The sequence below is a fragment of the Pseudomonas sp. GW822-FHT06D10 genome (assembly GCF_058799535.1).
Genome location: NZ_JBXALN010000002.1, coordinates 298198 through 324214 on the forward strand (window position 1 = coordinate 298198; position 26017 = coordinate 324214).

The window sequence follows — 26017 nt, forward strand, 5'->3', positions numbered from 1 at the left end:
CGGACCGACGATGATGAGCACCCTGCCACCGGAGCCAGCCGAGGGGGATCACCCTGATCCGCAGGGCAGCCGTGCGCATTTTCTCCAGGTGTTCCTGTCCCAGCGTTCGCAGATGGAGGCCCTGGTCAGCCGCCGGGTCGGTTGCCGTGCTACCGCCGCCGACCTGGTGCAGGACCTGTTCCTGCGCTTCTGGCGCCGGCCCCTGGTGCAGGTCGAGGAACTCAGCACCTACCTGCTGCGTTGCGCCGGCAATATCGCCATCGACCATCTGCGCAGCGAGGGCGCGCGAGTGCGGGTCAATGAAGGTTGGCTGCCGGAGCAGCAGGACAACCAGGGCAGCGAGCCCCAGGCGGCGCTGGAAGCCGGCAACGACCTGCGGCATGTCGAAGCGGCCCTGCGCAGCCTGCCGCAGCGCACCCGGCAGATCTTCCTGCTCAACCGCATCCACGGGCGCAAGTACGCCGAGATCGCCAAGGCCATGGGCTTGTCCCAAAGCGCCGTGGAAAAACATATGATGCGCGCCCTCGAAGCCTGCAAGGCCAGCCTGCGGGAAGCCCCGGGCACGCGCACGCCAAGGAATGCACCGTGAACCACCGCACGAGTATCTGCCCGACGCCCGCTCAGGAGCAGGCCGCGCTGGCCTGGCTGAGCCTGCTCCACGATCAGCCCAGCAGTGGCGACCAGGCCACCTTCAGCCAGTGGTTGCAGGCCGACCCCGCGCATATCGAGGCCTATGCCCAGGCCCAGGTGGTGTGGGAGCTGAGCGAGCAGCCGGCGCGCACCCTGGCCGATGAAGACGCCTTTGCCCTGCACGGCCTGCTGCGTTCCATGGATGCTGCCAGGGGCCGGGCCCGGCGGCGCTGGTCGGCGGGGCTGGCGCTGGCCGCCAGTGTATTGCTGGCGGTGGCCCTGGGCGCCGGCTGGCAGCCCGGGCGCTGGGTCGATGACCTGGGGGCCGACTACGTTTCCGCGCCGGGCCAGGTGCGCACCCTGACCCTGGCCGACCAGAGCCAGGTGACCCTGGATGCCGACAGCGCCATTGCCGTGGATTTCAGCCGTGGCGAGCGCCATGTGCAGCTGCGTCGCGGCGCCGGTTTCTTCAGCGTCAGCCACACCGGCGAGCCCTTTGTGGTGGACGCGCAAGAGGGGGAGGCGCGGGTGCTGGGCACCCAGTTCGAAGTGCGCCTGCAGCCGGGCGGGGCCCAGGTCACGGTGCTGTCCGGCCGGGTGGGGGTCACGCCGGCCAAAGGCGCGGCGCAGCAGGTGCTCGGCGCCGGGCAGCAAGTGGCCTACGGACATGGCGTTGCGGCCCCGCTGCACGCTGTCGACAGTGAGGCGCAACTGGCCTGGCGCCAGGGCTGGCTGAACTATTACCACGCGCCTCTGGCCGAGGTGGTGGACGACCTGCGGCGCTATTTCCCCGGGCGTATCCTGCTGCTCAACGATGAACTGGCGGCGCGGCGCATCAGTGGCAGTTTCTCCAGCAAGGACCCGCAGGCGGTCCTCGATTCACTGCAGGCGGTGCTCGGCTTCCAGCAGCATCGGGTTCTCGGGAGGTTCATCGTCCTGCGCTGAGAACCGCGTCCCAGAGCTCCCGAACATTCATCGTTATCACTCCGTTCTGTCACCAAACCGTTACATCAGACGGGGATGATCTGCGCATTCCTGAGCACATGGTCAGGATCGGCGAGGGTTGTGATTCAGCTCTCACAAGGGAGGGATAGCTGAAGCGGGAGCAAGACGATGCGCAGCTGGGATGTAGCTAAAAAGAAAAAAGCTCATATCGAGATCATTCCGATGATCGATGTGATGATGTTTCTGCTGGTGTTCTTCGTACTCATCAGCCTCAACGTGATCCCGGCCGTAGGGATCAAGACGCAGTTGCCGGTCGCCAGTACCGCGCAACAGTTGAAGCCGCAAAACAAGGCAGTGATTACCCTGGGTCTGCAAGAGCGCCTGCAACTCGATGGCCAGGACCTGGATGAAAGTGCATTGCTGGCGCAACTCAAAGTGTTGAACGACAGCAGTGAAAAGTTGGTGATCATTATCAACAGCGATCAGGGCGTGGAAGTTAAACGCCTGGTTTCGGTGATGGACTTGCTCAAGGGCAATGGCTTCTCTTCCGTCTCCATCGCTACACGCAAGTCCTGACGCCATGTTCAGTCTCTATAGAACTCGCAAGTTGCTTGCGTGCCTGCTGCCGGCTGGCCTGTTGTTGCTGGTGATCTATACCAGCCAGTTGCAGCAGTTGCAGATCAAGCCGGTGTATGACGAAAGCACCGTGGAAATCGCCCTGGTCGATGCCGCCGAACTGCTGGCGGCGGCCGAGCCACCACCGCCACCGCCTGAGCCGTTGCCCATCGAGCCCGAGCCGCCGCAGGTGGTGCCGGAGGAAGAACCGCTGGTGATCGAGCCGCCGAAACCCAAGCCGGTGGTCAAGCCCAAGCCGCCGGTGCCCAAGCCCATGGTGCCCAAGCCCATGGTGGCCAAGCCTGCGCCACCCAAGCCGGCCCCGGCCGTGGCCCAGAACGCCCCCGCCGCGCCGCAGCCCGCGGTGGCCGCCGCACCTAAACCGGTGGCCGCACCGGCTCCCGTACCTGCTCCGGCCACCGCGCCCGCGGCGCCCAGCAGTGCCATCAAGGAAAGTCTGTACACCGCCGCTTTGCGCAAGGAACTGGAAAAGCACAAGCAATACCCCAGCGGCCGCGAGGCCTCGCTGCAACGTCCCCAGGGCGATGTGGTGATCTGGCTGGAAGTCGATCGGGCCGGCAACGTGCTCGACAGTGGCATCGAAAACAAGGCGCCGAACATGTTGCTCAATCGCGCGGCGCAAACCAGTTTGCGCCGCGTGGAGAAAGTTTCGCCGTTTCCCTCGGACGCGTTCTCCGGCAAGAACAAGCAACGTTTTACCGCGACCTTTAGTTACAACGTGGAATAAACCCATCACCTATTAACGAAAGTTGTAAGCAAGGGATTGACCCGTGAAGATCAATAAACTTTATGCCCTGCTTCTGGCATCGGGCCTGGGCAGTTTTGCGCCACTGGTTTTGGCCGAAGATACCGTGGACGTAGGTTCGGTGAACGTTGCCGGTAAACAGACCCTGGGCAACGGCCACATGATCAAGGAAGAAAGCGCCAAGGGCCGCTCCACCGTGACCAAGGAGGCCATGGATCAGATGGCCCCCACCGCCAACGCCGTGGACAAGCTCAAGTACACCCCGGGGATCAACGTTTCCAGCACCGACGCCTCGGGCCTGAGCGGCACCAACTTCACCATGCGCGGGATGAACTCCGACCAGGTCGGGCTCTCCGCCGACGGTTTCCCGATCAACGACTCGGGGGACTACAGCATCTACCCGAACCTGATGGGCGACCCGGAGAACTTCAGTGAAGTCTTCGTCACCCAGGGTTCGTCCGAAGCCGACGGCCCGCACATCGGTTCCAGCGGTGGCAACATCGGCCTGGTAACCGTACGGCCGACCAAGGACTTCGGGGTATTCGTCAAGCAGTCTGTGGGCTCCAACAACCTGCGCAAATCCTTTGCCCGCCTCAACACCGGCGAGCTGGGGGGCTTCAAGACCTGGGTCTCGGCGTCCCATACCGAAGGCGACAAGTGGAAGGGCAAGGGCACCCTGCGGGCTGACAAGATCGAGTGGAACACCCTGTTCGAAGACGGCAACGGCAACTCCACCAACGCCATCGTCAAATACAACCAGCAGGAAAACTACAACTACAACAGCGTCAGCAAGTCCCAGTTCCAGACCCAGGGCCGGCGCCTGGACTACTCGGAAAACACCGTGTTCAAGAACGGCAGCGTGTCCCAGTCCTACAAGCTCAACCGCAACCCCTTCGAAAGCGTGACCGCCTCGGTGACCCAGCGCTTTCAGCTGCGCGACGACCTGAGCCTGACCTTCAACCCGTACTACGTCTGGTCCAACGGCGGCAGCTTCAGCGGCCAGACCGCCACCACCTTGTCCAGCACCTCCAGCCGGGCCGGCAACTATGACCTGAGCGGGCTGCCCAGCGGCACCTACTATCGGCCTTCGTGGACCGAGACCTGGCGCCCCGGCATGACCACCAAGCTCAAGTGGGACCTCAACGAAGAGCACAGCCTGGACGTCGGCTACTGGTACGAGCGCGCCCGCCAGCGCCAGACCCAGCCCTTCATCGGCATCAAGGGCAACGGCGCTCCGGAAAACGTCTGGGGCGACTACAACGGCTCCGACCAACTGGTGGACCGCAATGGCGCGACGGTCCAGGGCCGCCACCAGTACACCGTGACCCCGGCGCAGAAACTCTGGGTGCAGGACACCTGGCAGGCGACCCCGGACCTGACCCTCACCGGAGCCCTGGCCTACCAGTACGTGGAGCGCGATGGCAACAACCTGGGCAGCCTCACCGACAAGCTGGAAAAACGCGACGCCAAGTACCACGAGTTCCTGCCCAGCTTCAACGCCAAGTACCAGGTGGACCCGAACAACCAGGCGTTCTACAACGTCACCCGCAACATGCGCACGCCGCCCAACTACGTGCTCTACAACAAGGGTGATTCCATCAGCCTGAAACCCGAGCTGAGCTGGAACCAGGAACTGGGCTGGCGCTACAGCGAGGAGAACATGGCCCTGAGCGCGACCCTGTTCTACATCACCTTCAAGGACCGGCAGATCTCCACCACCGACCTCAATGGTGACTACGTCGTGGCCAACGTCGGCGAAGTGAAGAATCGTGGCCTGGAGCTGGAGTGGAGCGGCCGCTTGCCGCACAACTTCAACTACTACGCCTCGTACACCTACACCAAGTCCGAGCAGATGGATGACCTGACCAACAAGAACGTGCTGCTGCCGACGTCCGGCAAACAGCTGACCAACGTTCCGGAAAACATGTTCAACCTGAGCCTGGGCTACGACGATTCGCTCTATTACGGCAACGTGGTGGGCAAGTACGTCGGCGCCTTCTACGGCGACCTGACCAACGACGAGAAGATCTCCGGACGCACCGTGTTCGACCTCAATGCCGGTATCCACCTGCCGGTGGACAAGAAGGTGCTGAAGTCCGCGATCCTGCGCTTCTCGATGCTCAACGTGTTCGACAAGGAATACCTGGCGTCGGTACGCACCGTGTCTTTCAACTCGGTAAGGACCAATGGCCTGGCGCCAAGCACCGCCTATTACAACGTGGGTGAAGAACGCACCGCGATGGTCTCCCTGGAAGCTGCGTTCTGATTCGATTCAGGCACAAGAGGAAATGACGATGGACATGAATCTGCTGCACGACATCACCTTCTACACCATGTACGGCGCTGCCGCGATTGCCGCCTTCATCGCGGTGGAGCGGGGCATCTACTTCAGCTTCAGCCTGCGCCAGGCGAAGAAACTGGAGACCGTACTCAACCCGAAGATGCACAGCGTCGACGATCTGCCCGCCCCGCTGCGCGAGCGCAACAGCCTGCCCCTGGAAATGGTCGCCGAGCTGTTTGCCCACAAGCAGGGGCTGGCCAGCCACAAGGACCTGGAAGACCTCAGCGAGTCGATCTACATCGCCACCCGCAGCAAGCTGATGCATGGCCTGTGGCTGCTGGAAACCGTGGTTACCGCTGCGCCCTTGCTGGGCCTCTTGGGCACCATCCTGGGGATCATCGACACCTTCAAGGCCCTGGCCGAGACCGGCGTCAGCGACCCGGGCGAAGTGTCCAAGGGTATCGGCACCGCGCTGTATGCCACGGCCCTGGGGATCGCCATTGCCCTGGGCAGCATGATCTTCCACAACCACTTCCAGGACCGGGTCGAGCGCATCACCGACCACCTGAAGATCCTGCTGCTGCGCGCCGGCATGGGCACCGCGCTGAAGGCCCCGCCAGCACCCCAGGTGGTCCACGGCAGCCTGCAACCTGCCTGATGACCTGACCTGTAGCCGCTGCCGCGGGCACGGGCTGCGATCGACGGCGAAGCCGGCGCTGTTCCCAGCGCTCTTCTCTGCCTGATCGGCCTGCGCCAGCGGCTTTTTTTTCGCTGATCTACCAAGGATTTCTTTCATGTCCCGTCTTCATCCCATGCCCCGGCTGCTGGGGGCACTGACCCTGGCCCTGGTCACCCTGGCCGGTTGCAGCTCGCTGTCTGAACCGCCGCAACCGGTGGCGGTGAACATCGTCGCCATCAACGATCTGCACGGCTACCTGCAAGCCAACCCCTTCAGCTACAAGGCCCCCCAGGCCCCGGGCGGCGTGCGCAAGCTTGCGGCCGGCGGCATCGCTACCCTGGGCGGCATGCTTGCCCAACTGCGCCAGCAGGACCCGCAACTGCTGTTCATCGGCGCCGGCGACCTGGTGGGCGGCAGCCCGCCGCTGTCGGCCATGTGGGCCGACGAACCGACCCTGGACGCCCTGCGCCAGATGGGCATGAAACTCAGCGCCATCGGCAATCACGAACTGGACAACGGCAAGGCCGAGTTCCTGCGCCAGCTCAATGGCGGCTGCCAGTCGTCGCGGCCGGACAAGGCCTGCCAGTTCCGCCCGAACTATGCCGGCAGCGGCTTCCCCTACCTGGCGGCCAACCTGCTGGACAGCGACACCGGCAAGCCGTTGCTGCCGGCCTACCGCATCGAAGAGGTGCGCGGGGTCAAGGTGGCCTTTGTCGGCGCGGTGCTGCGGGACGTGGCCTCGGTGGTCAGCGCCAAGGGCATGCGCGGTTTGCAGGTGGCCGATGAAGCCGAATCCATCAACAAGCTGATCCCCGAACTCAATGCCCAGGGTGTCAACGCCATCGTCGCGGTGGTGCATCAGGGCGGCTCGACCCCGGAGCCGTTCGACAAGCAGGACTGCTCGCAGCTCGGCGGCGATATCGTCGACGTGGCCAAGCGCCTGGACCCGGCGGTGGACGTGCTGATCAGCGCCCACTCGCACCAGGGCTACCTGTGCAAGGTCGGGCCGCTGCTGGTGACCCAGGGCAATTCCTACGGCCACCTGCTGACCCATCTGACCCTGCAAGTGACCCCTGGCCAGCACCGGGTGGCGAGCATCCAGGCCCTCAACCTGCTGGCCGATCCGGCCCGTTATCCACAGGACCCGGCCCTGGCGCAGTTGCAACAGGAGGTCGAGGCCCGTAGCAACCAGGTGCTGCTCAAGCCGGTGGGGGCGATTGCCGCCTCGCCGATTGCCCGGCGGGCCGACGCGGCCGGGGAAATGCCCATCGGTGACCTGATTGCCGACGCGCATCTGGCCGGCGGCCGGGCCAATGGCGCACAGATCGCCTTCATGAACACCGGCGGCATTCGCAGCGACCTGGCCCTGGAGCCCGGGCAGACCCGGGTCAACTACGGGCAACTGGCGACCTTGCAGCCGTTCAACAACAACCTGATCGCTTTCGACCTCACGGGCCGGCAGATCGAACAGGTGCTCAACCAGCAATGGAAGGGCGCGGACGATGCCAACATCCTGCAAGTGTCCCAGGGCTTCACCTATCGCTGGGACCCCAAGCGCCCGCCGGACAGCCGTGTCGTCCCCGGCAGCGTGCGCCTCAACGGCAAGCCGCTGCAGGCCGGCGCGAACTACCGGCTGGTGATGAACGGCTTCCTGGCCGATGGCGGCGACCGCTTCAGCCTGTTCAAGAGCGGCCTGAACCGCAGCGACCTGGGGGTCAGCGACCTGGAGGCGATGCTGCACTACCTCAAGGACATGGACCAGCAGGGCAAGCCCGTGGGTTCCAGCACCAGTGCCGGGCGCATCCAGCGATCCCTGTAACGAGCGCTGAGCCGGTGCCGAGCCTGCGAGGCTGCGAAAAGGTCCGCAGGACCTTGCTTGACGGTCTCCCGTCAAACCTCCTGCGGCCCCACGAGCGCCGCGATCTTCGTCGGAGTGCCGCCCAGCCCGATCGCAGCCTGCGGCACTGGCTACAGGGGATGAATCGGGCGGGGGCGTTTTCGCCGCCCTGAAAATATTTTCAAAAAAATGCTGAGGTCTTTGCCTGCGACATACGTGTAGTGCTTGAAAGTGCGACTAATTCGCATTCACGGTGCTTTTACACACGAGTCTCCAGCATGAAGTCCAGGGCAAATTCGGCGGTAAACGGTTCGGTCAAACGGTGGTTCGGCGCTTCGGCGCTGGTGGTTTCGGGGTTGGCCCTGCTGCCCCTGAGCGTGGCATTGGCGGCCCAGGCCGGCAGCGAGCAGCACAGTGCGCTGTTCAACTTCGCCATCGCGGCCAAGCCGCTACCCCAGGCCCTGAGCGATTTCACCCGGGTCACCGGGATCAGCGTGGTCTACACCGACGAGGCGCCCTACAACCTCAAGGCCCCGGCCGTCACCGGCCAGCTCAGTGCCGAGCAGGCCTTGCAGCGTCTCTTGGGCAATTCCGGTTTCACCTATCGCCGTAGCGACGCCCATACCCTGGTTCTCGAAACCCTGCCCCAAGGTGCCGGGCTGAACCTGGGGACTTCCAGCATCACCACCCAGGGCGTCGACGAAAGCACCAGCTACCAGCCGCCGGCCACCACCTCGGTGGCCCGCTCCCAGGCGCTGAACCAGGAAATCCCGCAGATCATCAACGTGATCCCGGCCCAGGTGCTGCGCGACCAGACCCCGCGCAACCTGGATGACGCCCTGAAGAACGTCAGTGGCATCACCCAGACCAACACCCTGGGCGGCACTCAGGACGCGGTGCTGCTGCGCGGCTTCGGCGACAACCGCAACGGCTCGATCATGCGCGACAGCATGCCGGTGGTGCAGGGCCGTGCCCTGAACGCCACGGCCGAGCGCGTGGAAGTGATCAAGGGCCCGTCGTCCCTGCTCTATGGCATCCAGGACCCGGGCGGGGTGATCAACATCGTCAGCAAGAAACCCGAGTTGCAGCAGTCCACGGCCCTGACCGTGCGTGGCTCGACCTACGGCTCGGGCAAGAACGGCAGCGGCGGCAGCCTGGACACCACCGGGCCGCTGGGGGATTCCGGGCTGGCCTACCGGCTGGTCGTGGACCACGAAGACGAAGACTACTGGCGCAACTTCGGCACCCACCGCGAATCCCTGGTGGCGCCGTCCCTGGCCTGGTACGGCGAGCGCACCAAGGTGCTGCTGGCCTATGAGCATCGCGAATTCCTGACCCCGTTCGACCGCGGCACGGCCATCGACCCCAAGACCAACCACCCGCTGGACATCCCGGCCACCCGGCGCCTGGACGAGCCGTTCAACAACATGGAAGGGCGTTCGGACCTGTATCGTTTCGAGGTCGATCACGAGCTCAGCGACGACTGGAAGGCCCACTTCGGCTACAGCTGGAACCGTGAAACCTACGACGCCAGCCAGGTGCGCCTGACCGCGGTGAACGCCAACGGCACCCTGACCCGGACCATGGACGGCACCAAGAATGCCCTGACCACCGACCGCTATGCCACCGTCAGCCTGGAAGGCAAGGTGCAACTGGGCGGCATGCAGCATGACCTGGTGTTCGGCCTGGACGACGAGTACCGCAAGATCTACCGCGCCGACCTGATCCGCGGCAAGAACACCAGTTTCAACTACCTCAACCCGGTGTATGGCCAGCAAGTGGCGGGAACCAACGTCAGCGCCCCGGACAGCGACCAGACCGACCTGCTGCGCAGTGACTCGCTGTTCTTCCAGGATGCCATCCACCTCACCGACCAGTGGATCCTGGTGGGCGGCGGGCGTTTCCAGGAGTACGACCAGTACGCGGGCAAGGGCCGGCCGTTCCACGCCAATACCGACAGCAACGGGCAGAAGTTCGTGCCCCGCGCCGGCCTGGTGTACCGCTACACCGACCAGCTGTCGTTCTACGGCAGCTACACCGAGTCGTTCAAACCCAACTCCAGCATTGCCCAACTGGCCGGCGGCAGCGTGGTGCTGGACGGCTCCATCGCACCGGAAGAAGCCAAGTCCTGGGAACTGGGGGCCAAGCTCGACATTCCAGGGCGCATCACCGCCAGTGCGGCGTTGTTCGACATCACCAAGCGCAACGTGCTGGTGACCACCGCCACGGCCTCCGAGACTGTCACCAGCGTGGCCGGTGAAGTGCATTCCCAGGGCCTGGAGCTGGACCTGACCGGGCAGCTCACCGACCAGTGGAGCCTGATCGGCAGCTACGCCTACACCGACGCCGAAGTGACCAAGGACACCCAGTACAAGGGCAAGCAACTGCAGAACGTGGCCAAGAACACCGGCTCGCTGTCGGCGGTCTACGACTTCGGCAGCCTGATCGGCGGCGACCGCCTGCGGGTCGGCGCCGGTGCCCGTTATGTCGGTGAGCGCGCCGGGGATGCGTCCAACAGCTTCGACCTGCCGGGCTACACCGTGGCCGATGCCTTCGCCACCTACGACACCAAGGTCGAAGGGCAGAAGGTCAAGTTTCAGCTCAACGTGAAGAACCTGTTCGACAAGACCTACTACACCTCCTCGGTGAGCAAGTACTTCGTGTCCCTGGGGGATGCTCGCCAAGTGTCGCTCTCCAGCACCCTGGAGTTCTGATGAAAGCCCTGGCCCTGAGTGTGCTCCTGGCGTTCTGTGGCATGGCCCAGGCGGCCGCGCCGGCGGATGAGCGCCTGTACCACCGCGAACAGCAAGTGCAGCTGCCGGGTTCCGGCAGCAGTTGGGGCTTCATCGCCCTGGACCCGACGCGGCCCTACCTGTTCCTGGCCCGCCGGGAAAACGGCCTGAGCGTGTTCGATGTGGACAGGCAGCGCCCGGTGCGCACCCTCGAACAGTCCCGGGGCGCCAATGGTGTGGTGTTGGTACCGGAGCTGGACCGCCTGCTGGTGCTCAACACCGACGGCAGCCTGGGGGTGGTGGAGTTATCCACATTCAAGCCGCTCAAGCGCATCACCGTGACCCAGAGCAACCTCAACAGCGCGGTGTACGAGCCGCGCACCGGGCAGGTGATCATTGTCAGCGGGCGCCGGGCCGATCGTTCCACCCTGTTCGTCTTCGATCCCAAAGAAGAGCGCATTACCGCCGCCCATGAGCTGGCGGTGAAGAAGATCGACCCGTTGCTGCTCAAGGGCGATGGCAGTTTCTTTCTGCCGATGCGCGATGAGGGCATCGTCGCGCGGTTGTCCTCCAGCAGTTTCAAGGTCCTGGACCGCTGGCAGTATCCCGACTGTCCGCGACCCAGTGCCCTGGCCCAGGATGAACAACGGGGGCGGTTGTTCGTCGCTTGCCGTGGTGAGCGGCCAGTGCTGCTGGTGCTCGACCGCGACAACGGTGCGCTGAAGGCCAGCCTGCCGATCACCCGGGACGTCAACGCCCTGGCCTACGACCCGCAGGCCCAGCGCTTGCTGATCGCCAGCGGGGTGGACGCCAACCTCAGCGTCGTCGCCCAGCTCGATGCCGACCGCTACCAGCTCCTGGGTAGCGTCAGCACCCAGCCCATGGCCTACAACATGGCGTTCGACCCGCGTACCCGGCGGGTCTACCTGGCGGCAATGGACTTCACCCAACCGGCCGCGAGCCCGGCCGAACCCAAGCCGGACCCGCTGTTTCATGCCAATACCTTCAAGGTTCTCACCCTGGCACCCTAGTCGGCGTCAAGTGCCAGGGCCTGCGCTTGCGCTGCACAGTCAGCGCCGGCGGTCAGGCCCTGGGCCCGAACGGCCAGCAACTCTTGCCGGGCGACGGCGAAATCGGCCTGGAAGGTCGGGTCGGCGTGCAAGCGTGCCACGGTGGTCGCGCCTATTTCACGGCCTTCACGGATATCGCTGTACCAGTGCACGTTGCACACCATGCGGCTTTGCGAGTAGGCCCGGCCGCGGGCCCAGAGCGCATTGCCGTGCTCGGGGGACAGTTCGCTCAGCAACAGCGCCCAGGCCCAGCCGATTGCGCTGTGGCCCGATGGGTAGGAACCATCTGCGGCCAGTTTCGCCTCGTCTTCCGGGGTGCAGCTGGGTTGCTGGTTGTAGACGAAGGGCCGGGTGCGCTGGTAGCGCTTCTTTGCGCTGTAGGTGGCCAGCCCGGCGTCGGCCAGGGTCCGCCGCAGGACTCTGTACAGCGTAGGTGTCAGCTGTTCGCTGATCGGGGCATTCAGGGCACAGGAGAATGTCTGCGCGGCGGCAGGGAACTTCAGGTTGGCATCGCTGACGGCCAACTCCCAGCGTTTGCTGCCCCGCAAGGCCTGGTTTTTCTCGGCCATGCTCTGGTCCAGAGCGAAGGCTGGGGTCCCCACCGCAGGAGGGGGCGGCAACAGCGACAGACTGTCGGGCAGATCCTGCTGTTTCAGATAACCGATCAAGTAACCCGGTCGGAACTCCGGGACACTTTGCGCTTGCAGGGGCTGTTTCGCCGCGACCGGGTTGAACAGGCTTAAAAACAACAGGCTGGCCAAACTTTTCGATAATAGACGTTGCATGGAGATAGTACCTCTAGGCATTTGATCCGTTACATCGGTTCTGGTGGTCTGGTTACTTGATGTTCCAGGTGTAGTTGAACATCAGTCGCGTATCATCAGTGTCGCGAATGAAGTTCTTGGCGTAGTTGGAGCGATAGAGCGCACTGCGCAGGCGTACACTTAAGTTCTTTAGCGGGCCTTGTTGCACGACATAACGCAATTCATTATCCAGCTCCCATGACTTGCCAATTCTTTGGCTGCCGGTTATCTCGGCATGGCTGCCGGATATATAGCGGCTATTGATAGTCAGGCCCGGCCAGCCCAGGTTGGCAAAGTCATAGCCATAACGAAGTGCCCAGGAGCGCTCCTTGGCATTGGCGAAGTCACCCAGTACGGACAAGTTGATCAAGTTGGCATCGGTACCCAGGATGTTGGCATAACCGGTGTCCCCCAACATTCGCTGATAAGTCAGGCCAAGGCTGTGGCCTTTATAGGCATAGCCGAGCAACCCCTGCAGGGCGCGGTTGTCGATCTTGCCGCCTTTGGCATTGCCATAGTCGTTCATCAGGCTCAAGCGCAGATCGCTGCTGAACGTCCCCGCTCCCCAGGGGCTCTTGTTGACCAGGGTGAAGACCTGCTGGCGGTAGATATCCTGCAGCTGGGCGACATGCACGCGAGCCAGCCATTGCTTGCGGAACCGATAGTCGAGGCCCGCCATGTCGAAGTGTTCCGCGGTGGCCCCCAGTTTCTCGAAGCGCCGGTTCAAGGGGCTCAGGGTCAGCGGTGTGTACTGCGTGGCGTTGCGCTGCAGGACCCGGCTCAGACGCCCGGCGGTAAACTCCAGGTCTTCGATTTCATTGGAGGTCAGCAGCCCGCCTTCGAACATCTGCGCAAACAGGCGGCCGTCATTGGGTCTCAGTGTCGGCAGTACCGGCGGTACCAGGGTTCCGAACTTGAACAGGGTCTTGCTGGTCTTGAGCTTGCCGGCCAGGGCCAGTTTCGAATAGTCATCCTCTGCCCGGCCATTGCGCGCCACCTTCAACAGCCCGGTGCCGGTCCGGCCAGGAGCGGAATCCAGCTTGATCCCGAGCATGCCGATGGCGTCGACACCGGCGCCGAGGCTGCCTTCGGTGAACCCCGAATCCAGGCGCAAGAGGAAACCTTGCGCCCATTCTTCACGGGTAGGGGCAGTGCCTTCGCGGTAGTCCCGATTGAAGTAGTAGTTGCGCAGTTCCAGGCGTGCGCTGCTGTCCTCGAGCAGTTCGGCTTTTACCGGAATGGCCAGTATCGAGGCACACAGCAGGGGCGAGTGTCTGACCCATTGCCGTGGCAAACTTTGTGAAAGCATTTCATCGTCCTCTGTTTTTGTTGTTTTGGAGTAAGGCGATTAACGGCTTAGTTGTTGCTGGTTTTTTCAACGACCAATGGTCGTAGGTTGGGTTGCCTCAGGGGTGTGGTGAAAGTTGTGTGTCAATTGTTGTGGGCAAGAGTCTGCCGGGTATTTCAGGTAATTGGCTCCTGTGAGGGGGGTGGATATTTATGGAATGCCTGGCACTCAGGGTTCGAAGACTAAGTTGAAACTGGGCTTAAACAATAACCATCAGCTCCATGAATGAAGTGGTAAATAAAATATTAAAATAATTACCTGATTATGTTCTTGAGTGTCATATAAGAACTTGCCGGGCGTGATCTTTCTGAGAGAGATATGTAGGGGGTTTTTAATTGGCTTGTAAGAATTGTCTTATTTAAGTAAGGAACTTTAACCGTTCACTGACTCAGGCGTGTCAGCCTGGGCTTTGGCATAAGAAGGAGCATGCAGAGGCGGGTTTTGGGTAACCCTGGCCTCAGCGCAGGAACGCCAGGCGGTAGTCTCCCGGCGTGCCCCCCAGGGCGTGCCGGAAGCGATTGCTGAAGTGGCTGGCACTGGCAAAACCACAGGCCAGTGCAATCTCGCCCAGGGGCTGGGCGGTGGTGCGCAGCAGGTGCCGGGCCCGGCTCAGGCGTCGGGCTAGCAGGTATTGGTGGGGCGGCAGGCCGAAGCTTGCACGGAACATGCGGGCGAAGTGGTATTCGGAGAGGGCGCACAACCCCGCCAGTTGGCCCAGGCTCAGGGGCGCGTCCAGCTGGCTGTCGATGTAGTCCACCAGCAGCCGTCGCTGGTATGCGGCCAGCCCGCCCTTGAGCCGGGCCCCCTGGCGCTGGCCCACTTGATTGAGCAGGGCATGGCTGAGCATCTCGTGGGCCAGGCTGCTGGTCAGCAGGCGCTCGCCGGGTTCGTCCCAGTTCAGGCGGACCAACTGCGCAAAGCGCTGGGTCTGCTCGGGGTCGTCGAGAAAGGTGCTTTCGCGCAGTTGCAGTTCCCGGGGCTCGCGATCCAGCAGGGTGACGCAGCCCAGGGCGAACTGCTCCGGGCTGAAGTACAGATGGGCCAGGCGAATATCACCGTTGATCACCCAGGCCGACTGGTGCTCGGCGGGCAGGATGCACAACTTGCCCGGGCCGCCCTTGCTGCCCGGCTGGTCGCGGCGGAAGGTCCCGGTGCCGCCGGCCAGGTAGCAGGACAGGGTGTGATGGCTGGGGGCCTCGTACTCCTGGGCGTCGTGATGGTTGCTCCACAAGGCTGCGGACAAGCCGTCACCGAGCTCGGCGCTGTGCTCCAGGCGAGCATTGGGCGAGCGGTTCAGGGCTTGGAAGACTTGCAGGGTATCCAGTGCGTGCATGGTGGGGCGTCAACATGGGTGGGGCTGCCGGTGTTCTGCATGCTACTCCGTAGCCCGTGTGCTGCCAGCCCCGGGGGGATAAAAAGCGCAAGTTTGTGCAAGCGCGCAAGGCCGGCGGGGCGTGACACTGCACTCCTGACAAAGGAGTCGCGCCATGAACCTATCGCTGTACCTGTTGACCGTGCTGATCTGGGGCACCACCTGGATCGCCCTGAAACTGCAACTGGGGGTGGTGGCGATTCCGGTGTCCATCGTCTATCGCTTCGCCCTGGCGGCCCTGGTGCTGTTCGTCCTGTTGCTGCTCAGCCGCAAGCTGCAGCCGATGAACCGTCGTGGTCACCTGATCTGCCTGGCCCAGGGCCTGTGCCTGTTCTGCATCAACTTCATGTGCTTTTTGCACGCCAGCCAGTGGATTCCCAGTGGCCTGGTAGCGGTGGTGTTTTCCACCGCGACCCTGTGGAACGCCCTGAATGCGCGGGTGTTCTTCGGCCAGAAGATCGCTCGCAACGTGCTGCTGGGCGGCGGCCTGGGGCTGCTGGGGCTGGGGCTGCTGTTCTGGCCGGAGCTGGTGGGCCACAGTGCCAGCCCGCAAACCCTGCTGGGCCTGGGCTTGGCCCTGCTGGGCACCTTGTGCTTCTCGGCGGGCAACATGCTGTCCAGCCTGCAGCAAAAAGCCGGGCTCAAGCCGTTGACCACCAATGCCTGGGGCATGGCCTACGGCGCGACGATGCTGGCGGTGTATTGCCTGTTCCAGGGCATCGCCTTCGATGTGGAATGGAACACCCGCTACATCGGCTCACTGCTGTACCTGGTGATTCCGGGCTCGGTCATCGGCTTTACCGCCTACCTGACCCTGGTGGGGCGCATGGGCCCAGAGCGCGCGGCTTACTGCACCGTGCTGTTCCCGGTAGTGGCGTTGAACGTCTCGGCCTTTGCCGAAGGCTACCAATGGACCGCCCCGGCGCTGGCCGGGCTGGTGCTGGTGATGCTGGGCAACGTCCTGGTGTTCCGCAAACCCAAGGTTGTGCCTGCCTCTGTAGCCGCTGCCGAGCTTGCGAGGCTGCGAACGGCGGCGCAGCCGTCGCAAAACCGGGCGACCTGAATCTGCCGGGCTATCGCTGAAGGTCCTGCGGACCTTTTCGCAGCCTCGCAGGCTTGGCAGCGGCTACAGGGGGGATAGGCCGTGGGTGGTCAGCCCTTCCACACCTGCGGGTTGACCAGGTCCTGCGGCCGCTCACCCAGCAGGGCACTGCGCAGGTTGCTCATGGCGCGCGCGGCCATGGCGTCGCGGGTTTCATGGGTGGCCGAGCCAATGTGCGGCAAGGTCACTGCGTTCTTCAGCTGGAACAGCGGCGACTCCGCCAGCGGTTCCTTCTCGTACACATCCAGGCCGGCGCCACGGATCTGGCCCTTCTGCAAGGCTTCGATCAGCGCCGGTTCATCCACCACCGGCCCGCGGGAAATGTTCACCAGGATTGCACTGGGCTTCATCAGCGCCAGTTCGCGGTGGCTGATCAGGTGCTTGGTCTTTTCGCTCAACGGCACTACCAGGCAGACGAAATCGGCCTCCGCCAGCAGTTGCTCCAGGCTGCGAAACTGCGCCCCCAATTCCTGCTCCAGGGCCGCCTTGCGGCTGTTGCCGCTGTAGAGGATCGGCATGCCGAAGCCCAGGCGCCCACGGCGGGCGATGGCCGCGCCAATGTTGCCCATGCCGACGATGCCCAGGGTCTTGCCGTGCACATCACAGCCGAACAGCGCCGGGCCGACGCTGGCCTGCCATTGCCCGGCCTTGGTCCAGGCGTCCAGCTCGGCCACTCGGCGGGCGCTGCTCATGAGCAGGGCGAAGGCCAGGTCGGCGGTGCTTTCGGTGAGCACGTCCGGGGTATTGGTGAGCATCAGCCCGCGTTCGTTGAAGTAGGCCAGGTCGTAGTTGTCGTAGCCCACCGAGATGCTCGACACCACTTCCAGGCGCGCGGCGTTTTCCAGCTGCGCACGGCCCAGCTTGCGGCCGACACCGATCAGGCCGTGGGCCTGGGGCAGGGCTTCATTGAATTGCGCGGCGATGTCCCCGTGCTTGGGGTTGGGCACTATGACCTCGAAATCCTGTTGCAGGCGTTCGGTCATCTCGGGGGTGATGCGGCTGAAGGCAAGTACAGTCTTTTTCATCGCGCGAAGGCTCGTCAGGCGGGGAGAATGCCAAGCAAGCTAACATTTTTGCCGCCGCCACCAAAGCATCCCGCCACGAGCCTGCATGTGTAGGAGCTGGCTTGCCAGCGAGGGCTGCATCCAGGTTTGCACAGGACGTGCGGGCTTCTTCGCCGACAAGCCGGCTCCTACAGGTGGGACGGTGGTCTGGGTGGGGAGCCTCGTGGTCAGGTGGCCAGGCGTGCACCGGTCAGGCTGCCGCTCAGTTCATAGGCTGCCAGTTCCGTCTGGTGCGCGGTGAGGATCTCCGGCAGCGAGCCGCGCAGGTATTCGACCCAGGTCTTGATCTTGGCGTCCAGGTACTGGCGCGACGGGTAGATGGCGTACAGGTTCAGCTCCTGGGAGCGGTACTTGGGCATCACCCGCACCAGGGTGCCGGTGCGCAACCCCTCTATAGCCGCGTATACCGGCAACACCCCGACCCCCATGCCGCTGATGATCGCAGTCTTCATGGCATCGGCGGAGTTCACCAGGAACGGCGAGCTGTTGATGGTGACCATTTCCTGGCCTTCCGGGCCGTCGAAGGTCCACTTCTCCAGGGGAATCACCGGGCTCACCAGGCGCAGGCAGGCATGGTTCAGCAGATCGCTGGGCTTTTGCGGGCAGCCGTTGGCTTTCACATAGGCCGGCGAGGCGCAGACGATGCTGTAGGTCATCCCCAGGCGCTGGGAGACGAACCCCGAGTCCGGCAGCTCCCGGGCCAGGACGATGGACACGTCGTAGCCCTCGTCCAGGAGGTCCGGCACACGGTTGGCCATGGTCAGGTCGAAGGTCACGTCCGGGTGGGTCTTGCGGTAGCGGGCAATGGCGTCGATCACGAAGTGCTGGCCGATGCCGGTCATGGTGTGCACTTTCAACTGCCCGGCGGGGCGGGCGTGGGCGTCGCTGGCCTCGGCCTCGGCTTCTTCGACATAGGCCAGGATCTGCTCGCAGCGCAGCAGGTAGCGCTTGCCGGCCTCGGTCAGGGCGATGCGGCGAGTCGTGCGGTTGAGCAGGCGGGTTTGCAGGTGCGCCTCTAGATTGGAGACGGCGCGCGAGACGTTGGCGGTGGTGGTGTCCAGCTGCACCGCGGCGGCCGTGAAACTACCGGCTTCGGCAACACAACTGAAGGCGCGCATGTTTTGCAAGGTGTCCATGGGGTGCTCTCAAGGGAGATTGCAAATTGTGACACGAAGTTTCTGTTTTTACAGGCGTACAGGGATACGACCAAGGGATTATCGCGTTTACGGTAACAAAGATTCACAGGAATCCCAGCTTATCGCCGCAACGACCGCCCCCTAGAATTGCGCCGATCCCTAGGAGCCGGCAGGCCGGCGATCCGCGCAACGCGGTGTAGCAGGCGTATCGCTGCGCCGGCAAGCCAGCTCCTACGAGAGAAATACTCCCCCCGATCTCAGGAATTCGCAGCAGTGCCGCGTCGCATCAGCAGAGGGTTCAAGACCCTCAGTGTTTGGGCTTTATCGTTAGCAATCAGCGGCTGCATCGGAACCGGAGGCATTGCCCCACAGGGCAAGACACTTCCCGCTAATACATTGGCCACGGATGAGGCGATAAAGAGCGCCGCGCAGGACGCCCACTGGCCCAGCGCCCAGTGGTGGCAGGCCTATGGCGACCCGCAACTGGACCGCTGGATCAGCCTTGCGGTGCAAGGCAGCCCGAACCTGGCCATGGCCGCCGCCCGGGTCCGCCAGGCCAAGGCCCTGGCCGGCATCGCCGAGTCGGCCGAGTCGCTGCAGATCAAGGGTGACACCACCCTCAAGCGCCACAACTGGCCCACCGATCAGTTCTACGGCCCCGGCGCCCTGTCCAACAGCACCACCTGGGACAACAACGCCGCCCTGGGCTTGAGTTATGCCCTGGACCTCTGGGGCCGGGAAAGCAACAGCACCGAGCGTGCCGTGGACCTGGCCCACATGAGCGTGGCCGAAGCCCGTCAGGCCCAGCTGGAACTGGTGAACAACGTGGTGCGCAGCTATATCCAGCTGTCCCTGCACTTCGCCCAGCGCGATATCGTCGCGGCCACCCTCAAGCAGCAGCAACAGATCCTCGAACTGGCGCAACGGCGCCTGGACGGCGGCATCGGCACCCATTTCGAAGTCAGCCAGGCCGAGGCGCCGCTGCCGGAAACCCATCGCCAGCTGGACGCCCTGGACGAAGAAATCGCCCTGACCCGCAACCAGCTGGCGGCCCTGGCCGGCAAGGGCCCGGGGGAGGGCGCGCAGTTGCAGCGGCCAAGCCTGTCCCTGGGCGCCGCGCTGAAACTGCCCTCGGCCCTGCCCGCCGAACTGCTGGGGCAGCGCCCGGACGTGGTCGCCAGCCGCTGGCAAGTGGCGGCCCAGGCTCGCGGTATCGATGTGGCTCACGCCGGCTTCTACCCCAACGTCGACCTGGTGGGCAGCATCGGCTTCATGGCCACCGGCGGTGGGGCCCTGGAGTTCCTCACCGGCAAGAAGCTCAACTACAACGTCGGCCCGGCCATCAGCCTGCCGATCTTCGACGGCGGGCGCCTGCGCTCGGAGCTGGGTGAAGCCTCGGCCGGCTACGACATGGCCGTGGCCAGGTACAACCAGACCCTGGTGGATGCACTGAAAAGCATCTCCGACCAGTTGATCCGCCGCGAGTCCATGGACAAGCAGCAAGCCTTCGCCGCCGAGTCGGTGGCCGCTGCGCAGAAGACCTACGACATCGCCACCGTGGCCTTCCAGCGCGGCCTGACCGACTACCTGAATGTGCTCAACGCCCAGAGCCTGCTGTTCCATCAGCAACAGGTGCAGCAGCAGGTGCAGGCCGCACGCCTGACGGTCCAGGCGGACCTGGTCACGGCCCTGGGCGGCGGGCTTGAAGCCGGCCGCGACGTTCCCGCGCAAGACCGCCTTGAGGCACCCAAGACCCCCGCGGCCCTGGCCGTGTTCGACCATTGAAGCAGGCACCCATGACTTCCTTGCCCGCACCTTTGCGCTGGCTGTACTCCCTTGAATGGCGCCGGGGTTTCTTCGACTGGGCGCGCAGCGACGGCGTGACCTGGGTCTATATCTTCAAGGTCCTGGCCGCCGCGTTCCTCACCCTGTGGCTGGCCATGCGCCTGGAGTTGCCGCAACCGCGCACGGCGATGATCACCGTGTTCATCGTCATGCAGCCGCAGAGCGGCCAGGTGTTTGCCAAGAGCTTCTACCGCTTTCTCGGCACCCTGGCGGGCTCGGCGGTGATGGTGGCGCTGATCGCCCTGTTCGCCCAGAACACCGAGCTGTTCCTCGGCTCGCTGGCGATCTGGGTCGGCATCTGCTCGGCCGGCGCGGCGCGCTACCGCAACTTTCGCGCCTACGGTTTCGTCCTCGCCGGCTACACCGCGGCCATGGTCGGCCTGCCGGCCCTGGCCCATCCGGAAGGGGCCTTCATGGCCGCGGTGTGGCGGGTACTGGAGATCTCCCTGGGGATTCTCTGCTCGACCCTGGTCAGCGCCGCGATCCTGCCCCAGACCGCCAGCGCTGCCATGCGCAACGCCTTGTACCAGCGCTTCGGGGTGTTCGCCCTGTTCGTCACCGACGGCCTGCGCGGGCGCAGCCAGCGCGACAGCTTCGAAAGCAGCAACGTGCGCTTCATCGCCGAGGCCGTGGGCCTGGAAGGGCTGCGCAGCGTCACCGTGTTCGAAGACCCGCACATGCGTCGGCGCAACGGCCGCCTGAGCCGCCTGAACAGCGAGTTCATGGGCATCACCACGCGCTTCAACGCCCTGCACCAGTTGCTCGAACGCCTGCGCAGCAGCGGCGCCGATCACGTGGTGGCGGCGATCAAGCCCGGCCTGCAGGACCTGGCGGAACTGCTGGACGGCTTCTCCGGCCGTGCCCTGACCAGCCCCGATGCGGCGCGCCTGGCCACGGCCCTGGCGGCCTACAAGGCCGAGCTGCCGGCGCGGGTGCGCAGCCTGCGCACGGCCTTCCAGGAGAGCGGCCCGAGCGACGCCGAGCAGCTGGATTTCCACACCGCCTACGAGCTCCTCTACCGCTTTGTCGACGAGATGCACAGCTACGCCCAGACCCACGCGTCCCTGGCCGACCACAGCCACGAGCGCGAGCGCTGGGACGAGCCCTACACCCCGCAGACCAACTGGCTGGCCTGCGCCGCCTCGGGCATCCGCGCGGCCTTCGTGCTGGTGGTGCTGGGCAGCTACTGGGTGGCCACGGCGTGGCCCAGCGGCGCCACCATGACCCTGATCGCCGCCGCCACCATCGGCCTCTCGGCGGCTACGCCGAACCCCAAGCGCATGGCGTTCCAGATGGCCTGCGGGACTTTCATCGGCGCCCTGGTGGGCTTCGTCGAAATGTTCTTCGTGTTCCCCTGGATCGACGGCTTCCCGCTGCTGTGCCTGATGCTGGCGCCGGTGATCGTGCTCGGTTCGTTCCTTGCGTCCAGGCCCAAGTACGCCGGGGTCGGCCTGGGTTTGCTGATCTTCTTCAGCACCGGTTCGGTGCCGGACAACCTGACCATCTACAACCCCTACACCTTCATCAACGACTACATCGCCATGGTCATGGGCATGCTGGTCTGCGCCGCAGCCGGGGCGATCATCCTGCCGCCCAACAGCCGCTGGCTGTGGCGGCGCCTGGAGCAGGACCTGCGCGGTCAGGTGGTGTACGCCATCAGCGGCAAGCTCAAGGGCCTGGCGTCGAGCTTCGAGAGCCGTACCCGCGACCTGCTGCACCAGGCCTATGGCCTGGCGGTGGGCCAGCCCAAGGTGCAGAGCGAGCTGCTGCGCTGGATGTTCGTGGTGCTGGAAGTCGGCCACGCCATCATCGAGCTGCGCAAGGAGCAGGCGATCCTCCCGGTGCACCCGGCCTATGCCGAATCCCAGCCCTGGCGCCAGGCGATCCGGGTCATGGGCCGCTCCCTGGTGCGGCTGTTCCTGCAGCCCAGCCAGAGCAACCTGGAGCGCGGCCTGATCGCCGTGGACCACGCCATCAGCCGGGTCCAGGCCACCGACGAGCCCTTTGCCCCGCACTTCGACACCTCGGCCCTGCGCCGGGTCAAGAGCTACCTGCACTTCATCCGTACTTCATTGCTCGACCCGCAATCGCCGCTGGCGGCCTATGCCGTGGCCAAGCCAACGGCGCCTGCACCCCAAGGACTTGACCATGCCTCGTGAAATCGCCTTCCACGGCGTTTACATGCCCACCATGACCCTGATGTTCTTCATCGCCGCGGCCCTGGCCTGGGCCCTGGACCGGTTCATTTCCGGCTATGACCTGTATCGCTTCTTCTGGCACCCGGCGCTGCTGCGCCTGAGCCTGTTCTGCTGTCTGTTCGGCGCCATGGCGCTCACTGTCTACCGTTGAGACCCCCGCAATGAAAAAGTTTTTCAGCCTGCTCGCCACCCTGCTCGTGCTGGCCCTGGCCCTGTGGATCGGCCGTACCCTGTGGGAGCACTACATGTACACCCCCTGGACCCGTGACGGCCGGGTGCGCGCGGACATCATCAACGTCGCCGCCGATGTCACCGGCGAAGTGGTGGACGTGCCGGTCAAGGACAACCAGCTGGTGCGCAAGGGCGATCTGCTGATGCAGATCGACCCCGAGCACTACCAGATCGCGGTCAAGCAGGCGCAAGCGCTGGTGGCGTCGAAGAAGGCCACCTGGGAGATGCGCAAGGTCAACGCCCGGCGCCGCGCCGACATGGACAACCTGGTGGTCTCCAAGGAAAACCGCGACGACGCCGGCAACATCGCCGACTCGGCCCTGGCCGACTACCAGCACGCCCAGGCCCAGCTGGAAGCGGCGCAACTCAACCTTGCGCGCACCCAGGTGCGGGCGGCGGTGGATGGCTATGTCACCAACCTCAACGTGCACCGTGGCGACTACGCACGCATCGGCGAGGCGAAGATGGCGGTGGTCGACATGAACTCGTTCTGGGTCTACGGCTTCTTCGAGGAAACCAAGCTGCCCCACGTGCGCGTCGGGGATAAGGCCGACATGCAACTGATGAGCGGCGAAGTGCTCAAGGGCCATGTGGAAAGCATTTCTCGGGGCATCTACGACCGCGACAACCCGGAAAGCCGCGAACTGATCGCCGACGTCAACCCGACCTTCAACTGGGTGCGCCTGGCCCAGCGCGTACCGGTGCGCATCCACATCGATGAAGTGCCCGAAGGCGTCCTGCTGGCGGCCGGCATCACCTGCACCGTCATCGTCAACCCCGAGCCCCTGTAGGCGCCACCCTATGTAGGAGCTGGCTTGCCAGCGAAGGCGCCGGCCCAGGCGCTGCATGACTTGCCGGCCTCATCGCCGGCAAGCCGGCTCCTACAGGGGGCGGTTATTTGTAGCTTTTGTCCAAGATCGCCTGGGACTTCTTCGCCGCAGCTTCCAGGCCGTCGTTGACGTTGTTGATGGTGGCCACCAGCTTCGGGTTCTGCAGCACGTCGACACCGGGGTAACGCTGCTGGGCCAGGCGCGAGACGATGATGTACTGGGTCACCGCGTAATGCAGCTTGAACTGGCCGCTGTCCCGGGCCTTGGCGATGGCCGCCTTGACGAAGGCCTGGCGCTCGGCCGTGGTCATGCCCTGGAACAGGTCGGGGAGATCGAAATGGATCTCGGCCGAGAAAATCGCCACCTCCTCATCCCGCGCCTCGTCGTACATCACCTGCTTGCTGGTCACCCGCGCCTTCAGCTCGCCAAAGTGCTGTTCGCCTTCGGCCAGTTGCTCTGGGCTCATCTTGTCTTTCAGGGCATCCAACTGGCTGGTGTCTTCGGTGTTGTCGATAACCTTCAGCCAGGCGTAGGCCTTCACCAGATCGCCGGACTCTTCGGCGGCGTCGGCCAGGCTCTGCTGCGGTTCCGGGTTGCCGTGCAGTGCCGAGCGTTCCAGCCAGCGCAGGGCCAGGTCCCGGTCCTTGGGAATGTCCTTGTCGCCGAACCAGTAGGTGGCGTACATGCCGTACTCGGCGCACCAATCGTTCTGTGACGCCGAGTAGGCGATGTAGTTGAAGGACTCGCGGTCGCGCTCGGCCTTGGGCTTGTCCGTTTCCTGATCGGTGGTGGTGGACAGATAGCAGAAGGCCCGGGTGTAGTGCGGCGCGGCCATGGCGAAGCAGCTCTTGGCGTTCGCGTAGTCCTCGATCTCGTTCAGCTTGTAACCGGCGCCGTACAGCACATCCGCGTCCATGGACGGGTTGCAGTACTCGTTGGGCGTAACCTTGGGCAAGACACTCTCCAGCGTCAGCTTGGGCAGGGTGTCATTGAGTTCGGGGCGTTTCGGTTCGGTGTTTTGCGCAGGCGTGGAGGCGCAGGCCGCCAGCAAGACAGCCAATGCCAGTGGCAGCGCGTTGAACAATTTCAATGGATATTCCCTGATCGGCGAATGAAAAAAGACGCGCATGAAATCAGGCAGGGACGGCAGAGGAGGGGAGCGTGAGCAGTTCCGTGCTTGGGTGTCGAGGCCAGCGATTCCATGCTGCATGAGCCCAAGGGCTCAAGGTCGCGCATTCTACTGGGATTGAGAGGACGTACAACCGAAACCGCAGCAGCTGTTGAGCCGCGGCTGAACCCCCGGTTGCGCCTGCCGCTCCAGTTATGGCGTGCGCTTGGCCAGGAGGATTTTGGCCTTGGCCACGCTGTCTTCCACGCTCAGGTCATCGTCCTCCAGCACGGCCTGCAGCGCCGGGTCTTGCCACAGGTCCACGGCCGGCCCGGTGCTTTGCACCAGGCGGGAAATCAAGGCATAGGCCACCAGTTGGCCGCGGGTGTGGAACTTTGGGTAGCGGTCCTGCATGTCCACCAACTGGGCGACGAAAGCATGCTGTTGCTCAGCGGACATGCCCGCGAACACTTCCGGGTAGTCGTAGTAGATATCCCCTGTGCCCAGGAGGATGACGTTCTGGCGCAGCGCCTGCTCAAGATCCTGTTTGGAGGGGAGCTGACTGAGTAGCCGGGTGTAGTGCTGCTCGCCTTCGGCCATCTGCTGAGGACTCATCTTGCGTTTCAGCGCTTCGAGCCTTTGGGCGTCATCGAGGGTTCGGGCCCAGGCGTAGGCCAGTGGGAAATTGTTCTGTTCGGCGCTGCGCAGCATCTCCTGTTGCGAGTCCTGGTCGCCGTGCCGAGCGGCGCGTTCCAGCCAGGCCATGGCCAATTCCTTGTTCGGGGGCTGGTCCAACTTGCCAAGGTTGTAGATGTCGTACAGGCCCGCTTCCGCGCAGGATTCATTGTGCTGGGCGGCGTAGGCGATGTAGTTGAAGGCTTCGCTTTTGTCATAGTCCTTCTGCCTGGAGCCGACAATCCCGCCCAGGATACACAGGCTCATGGTGTCGCGGGGGGCGGCCATGATCAGGCAGCCGCGGGCCATTTGTATGGCCTTGCTCGCCAGCAAGGTACGGCTTGCGCCATGCAGCACCTCGTCCTCATCGATCAGTCGGATGCCGAGGCCGACCAGCCGTTCGCTGTCCATCTCCGGCGAGCAGTACGGGTTGGCCTCGACCTTGGGCAGGACCTGTTCCAGGCTCAGCTCCGGCAGGGTGGCATTGAGTTTTTCGTCCGGTGACGAGGCATTGCAGCCCAGCAGCAGCGTGAAGATGGCCAAGGGCAGCAGGCTACGAGATTTCAATGAAGGGTCCCTGAGGTTCAATCGTAAAAGGCAAGACGCCAAGAGGGCATGGGCGCAGGGGCGGGGTGCTGCCGTTCCGTGCTTGAGGTGCCGCTTCCCTACGATTTGAGTGCGCCCATTCTACGGGCATCGGCGCGCCATACAACGGTGTCATGCACGTGATGGGCGGCGTTGAATGCTCAG

The 26017-nt window shown here is 64.1% G+C and carries 21 protein-coding genes; 14 read left to right on the forward strand and 7 right to left on the reverse strand.

The annotated features are described in order from the left end of the window. Nucleotides 1-10: 10 nt before the first annotated feature. The 9 genes from AC1RL5_RS06950 (at nt 11) to AC1RL5_RS06990 (ending at nt 11516) form a co-directional block, all read left to right on the forward strand. Complete coding sequence (locus tag AC1RL5_RS06950; protein ID WP_011059342.1) at nt 11-589, forward strand: RNA polymerase sigma factor; 579 nt, start codon at nt 11-13, stop codon at nt 587-589. After that, on the forward strand, nt 586-1575 hold the full coding sequence (locus AC1RL5_RS06955; RefSeq protein WP_011059343.1) for a FecR family protein: 990 nt from the start codon (nt 586-588) through the stop codon (nt 1573-1575). The genes AC1RL5_RS06950 and AC1RL5_RS06955 overlap by 4 nt, the downstream gene beginning before the upstream one ends. 168 nt (nt 1576-1743) lie before the next feature. Further along, nucleotides 1744-2151: an ExbD/TolR family protein gene (locus AC1RL5_RS06960; protein WP_011059344.1), complete on the forward strand. Its 408-nt coding sequence runs from the start codon at nt 1744-1746 to the stop codon at nt 2149-2151. Nucleotides 2152-2155: 4 nt separating this feature from the next. Continuing rightward, complete coding sequence (locus tag AC1RL5_RS06965; protein ID WP_492589184.1) at nt 2156-2938, forward strand: energy transducer TonB family protein; 783 nt, start codon at nt 2156-2158, stop codon at nt 2936-2938. Between the two features lie 43 nt (nt 2939-2981). Next, the gene (locus AC1RL5_RS06970) at nt 2982-5222 is read left to right on the forward strand and encodes a TonB-dependent receptor family protein (RefSeq protein ID WP_492589185.1); all 2241 of its coding nucleotides are present in this window, start codon (nt 2982-2984) and stop codon (nt 5220-5222) included. A 28-nt stretch (nt 5223-5250) separates the two neighbouring features. Further along, nucleotides 5251-5895 (forward strand): MotA/TolQ/ExbB proton channel family protein, encoded by a 645-nt coding sequence (locus AC1RL5_RS06975; RefSeq protein ID WP_011059347.1) that lies wholly within the window; start codon nt 5251-5253, stop codon nt 5893-5895. A gap of 136 nt (nt 5896-6031) precedes the next feature. Further along, a complete protein-coding gene (locus AC1RL5_RS06980) occupies nt 6032-7735 on the forward strand; it encodes a bifunctional metallophosphatase/5'-nucleotidase (protein ID WP_492589186.1) in 1704 nt (567 codons plus the stop codon). Between the two features lie 296 nt (nt 7736-8031). Continuing rightward, nucleotides 8032-10467, forward strand: a complete 2436-nt coding sequence (locus AC1RL5_RS06985) for a TonB-dependent siderophore receptor (RefSeq protein WP_492589187.1) — start codon at nt 8032-8034, stop codon at nt 10465-10467. Beyond that, nucleotides 10467-11516 carry a hypothetical protein gene (locus AC1RL5_RS06990; protein WP_123430089.1) on the forward strand — a complete coding sequence of 350 codons (1050 nt, stop codon included), beginning with the start codon at nt 10467-10469 and terminating at the stop codon, nt 11514-11516. Before AC1RL5_RS06985 ends, AC1RL5_RS06990 begins: the two co-directional genes overlap by 1 nt. Here AC1RL5_RS06990 and AC1RL5_RS06995 read toward each other — a convergent pair. From AC1RL5_RS06995 to AC1RL5_RS07005, 3 genes are all read right to left on the reverse strand, one after another. Then, nucleotides 11513-12340, reverse strand: a complete 828-nt coding sequence (locus tag AC1RL5_RS06995) for an acid phosphatase (protein ID WP_019093376.1) — start codon at nt 12338-12340, stop codon at nt 11513-11515. The genes AC1RL5_RS06990 and AC1RL5_RS06995 overlap by 4 nt on opposite strands. Before the next feature lie 52 nt (nt 12341-12392). Continuing rightward, the gene (locus AC1RL5_RS07000; RefSeq protein WP_492589189.1) at nt 12393-13667 is read right to left on the reverse strand and encodes an OprD family porin; all 1275 of its coding nucleotides are present in this window, start codon (nt 13665-13667) and stop codon (nt 12393-12395) included. A 496-nt stretch (nt 13668-14163) separates the two neighbouring features. Next, on the reverse strand, nt 14164-15039 hold the full coding sequence (locus tag AC1RL5_RS07005; protein ID WP_072451241.1) for an AraC family transcriptional regulator: 876 nt from the start codon (nt 15037-15039) through the stop codon (nt 14164-14166). 154 nt (nt 15040-15193) lie between these two features. Here AC1RL5_RS07005 and AC1RL5_RS07010 point away from each other — a divergent pair, with 154 nt between their 5' ends. Beyond that, nucleotides 15194-16141: a DMT family transporter gene (locus AC1RL5_RS07010; protein ID WP_072451240.1), complete on the forward strand. Its 948-nt coding sequence runs from the start codon at nt 15194-15196 to the stop codon at nt 16139-16141. A gap of 89 nt (nt 16142-16230) precedes the next feature. Here the strand turns inward: AC1RL5_RS07010 and AC1RL5_RS07015 are convergent, their stop codons facing one another. After that, nucleotides 16231-17205 carry a 2-hydroxyacid dehydrogenase gene (locus AC1RL5_RS07015; protein WP_011059355.1) on the reverse strand — a complete coding sequence of 325 codons (975 nt, stop codon included), beginning with the start codon at nt 17203-17205 and terminating at the stop codon, nt 16231-16233. Nucleotides 17206-17411: 206 nt separating this feature from the next. Beyond that, nucleotides 17412-18380, reverse strand: coding sequence for a LysR family transcriptional regulator (locus AC1RL5_RS07020; protein WP_011059356.1), 969 nt, complete (start codon nt 18378-18380; stop codon nt 17412-17414). A gap of 273 nt (nt 18381-18653) precedes the next feature. Here AC1RL5_RS07020 and AC1RL5_RS07025 point away from each other — a divergent pair, with 273 nt between their 5' ends. The 4 genes from AC1RL5_RS07025 to AC1RL5_RS07040 are packed head-to-tail and all read left to right on the forward strand — an operon-like array spanning nt 18654 to nt 23445. After that, entirely contained in the window at nt 18654-20165 is a 1512-nt protein-coding gene (locus tag AC1RL5_RS07025) for an efflux transporter outer membrane subunit (RefSeq protein WP_492589190.1), read from the forward strand. A gap of 11 nt (nt 20166-20176) precedes the next feature. Continuing rightward, entirely contained in the window at nt 20177-22384 is a 2208-nt protein-coding gene (locus AC1RL5_RS07030; RefSeq protein WP_019094736.1) for an FUSC family protein, read from the forward strand. Next, entirely contained in the window at nt 22374-22574 is a 201-nt protein-coding gene (locus tag AC1RL5_RS07035; protein WP_007930063.1) for a DUF1656 domain-containing protein, read from the forward strand. Before AC1RL5_RS07030 ends, AC1RL5_RS07035 begins: the two co-directional genes overlap by 11 nt. 10 nt (nt 22575-22584) lie before the next feature. After that, nucleotides 22585-23445 carry an efflux RND transporter periplasmic adaptor subunit gene (locus tag AC1RL5_RS07040; protein ID WP_072451237.1) on the forward strand — a complete coding sequence of 287 codons (861 nt, stop codon included), beginning with the start codon at nt 22585-22587 and terminating at the stop codon, nt 23443-23445. Nucleotides 23446-23548: 103 nt separating this feature from the next. On the opposite strand, the gene AC1RL5_RS07045 is transcribed toward AC1RL5_RS07040, so the two are convergent. Beyond that, nucleotides 23549-24574: an SEL1-like repeat protein gene (locus AC1RL5_RS07045; RefSeq protein WP_239690670.1), complete on the reverse strand. Its 1026-nt coding sequence runs from the start codon at nt 24572-24574 to the stop codon at nt 23549-23551. Between the two features lie 231 nt (nt 24575-24805). Further along, entirely contained in the window at nt 24806-25834 is a 1029-nt protein-coding gene (locus AC1RL5_RS07050; RefSeq protein ID WP_492589191.1) for a sel1 repeat family protein, read from the reverse strand. Nucleotides 25835-26017 lie beyond the last annotated feature (183 nt).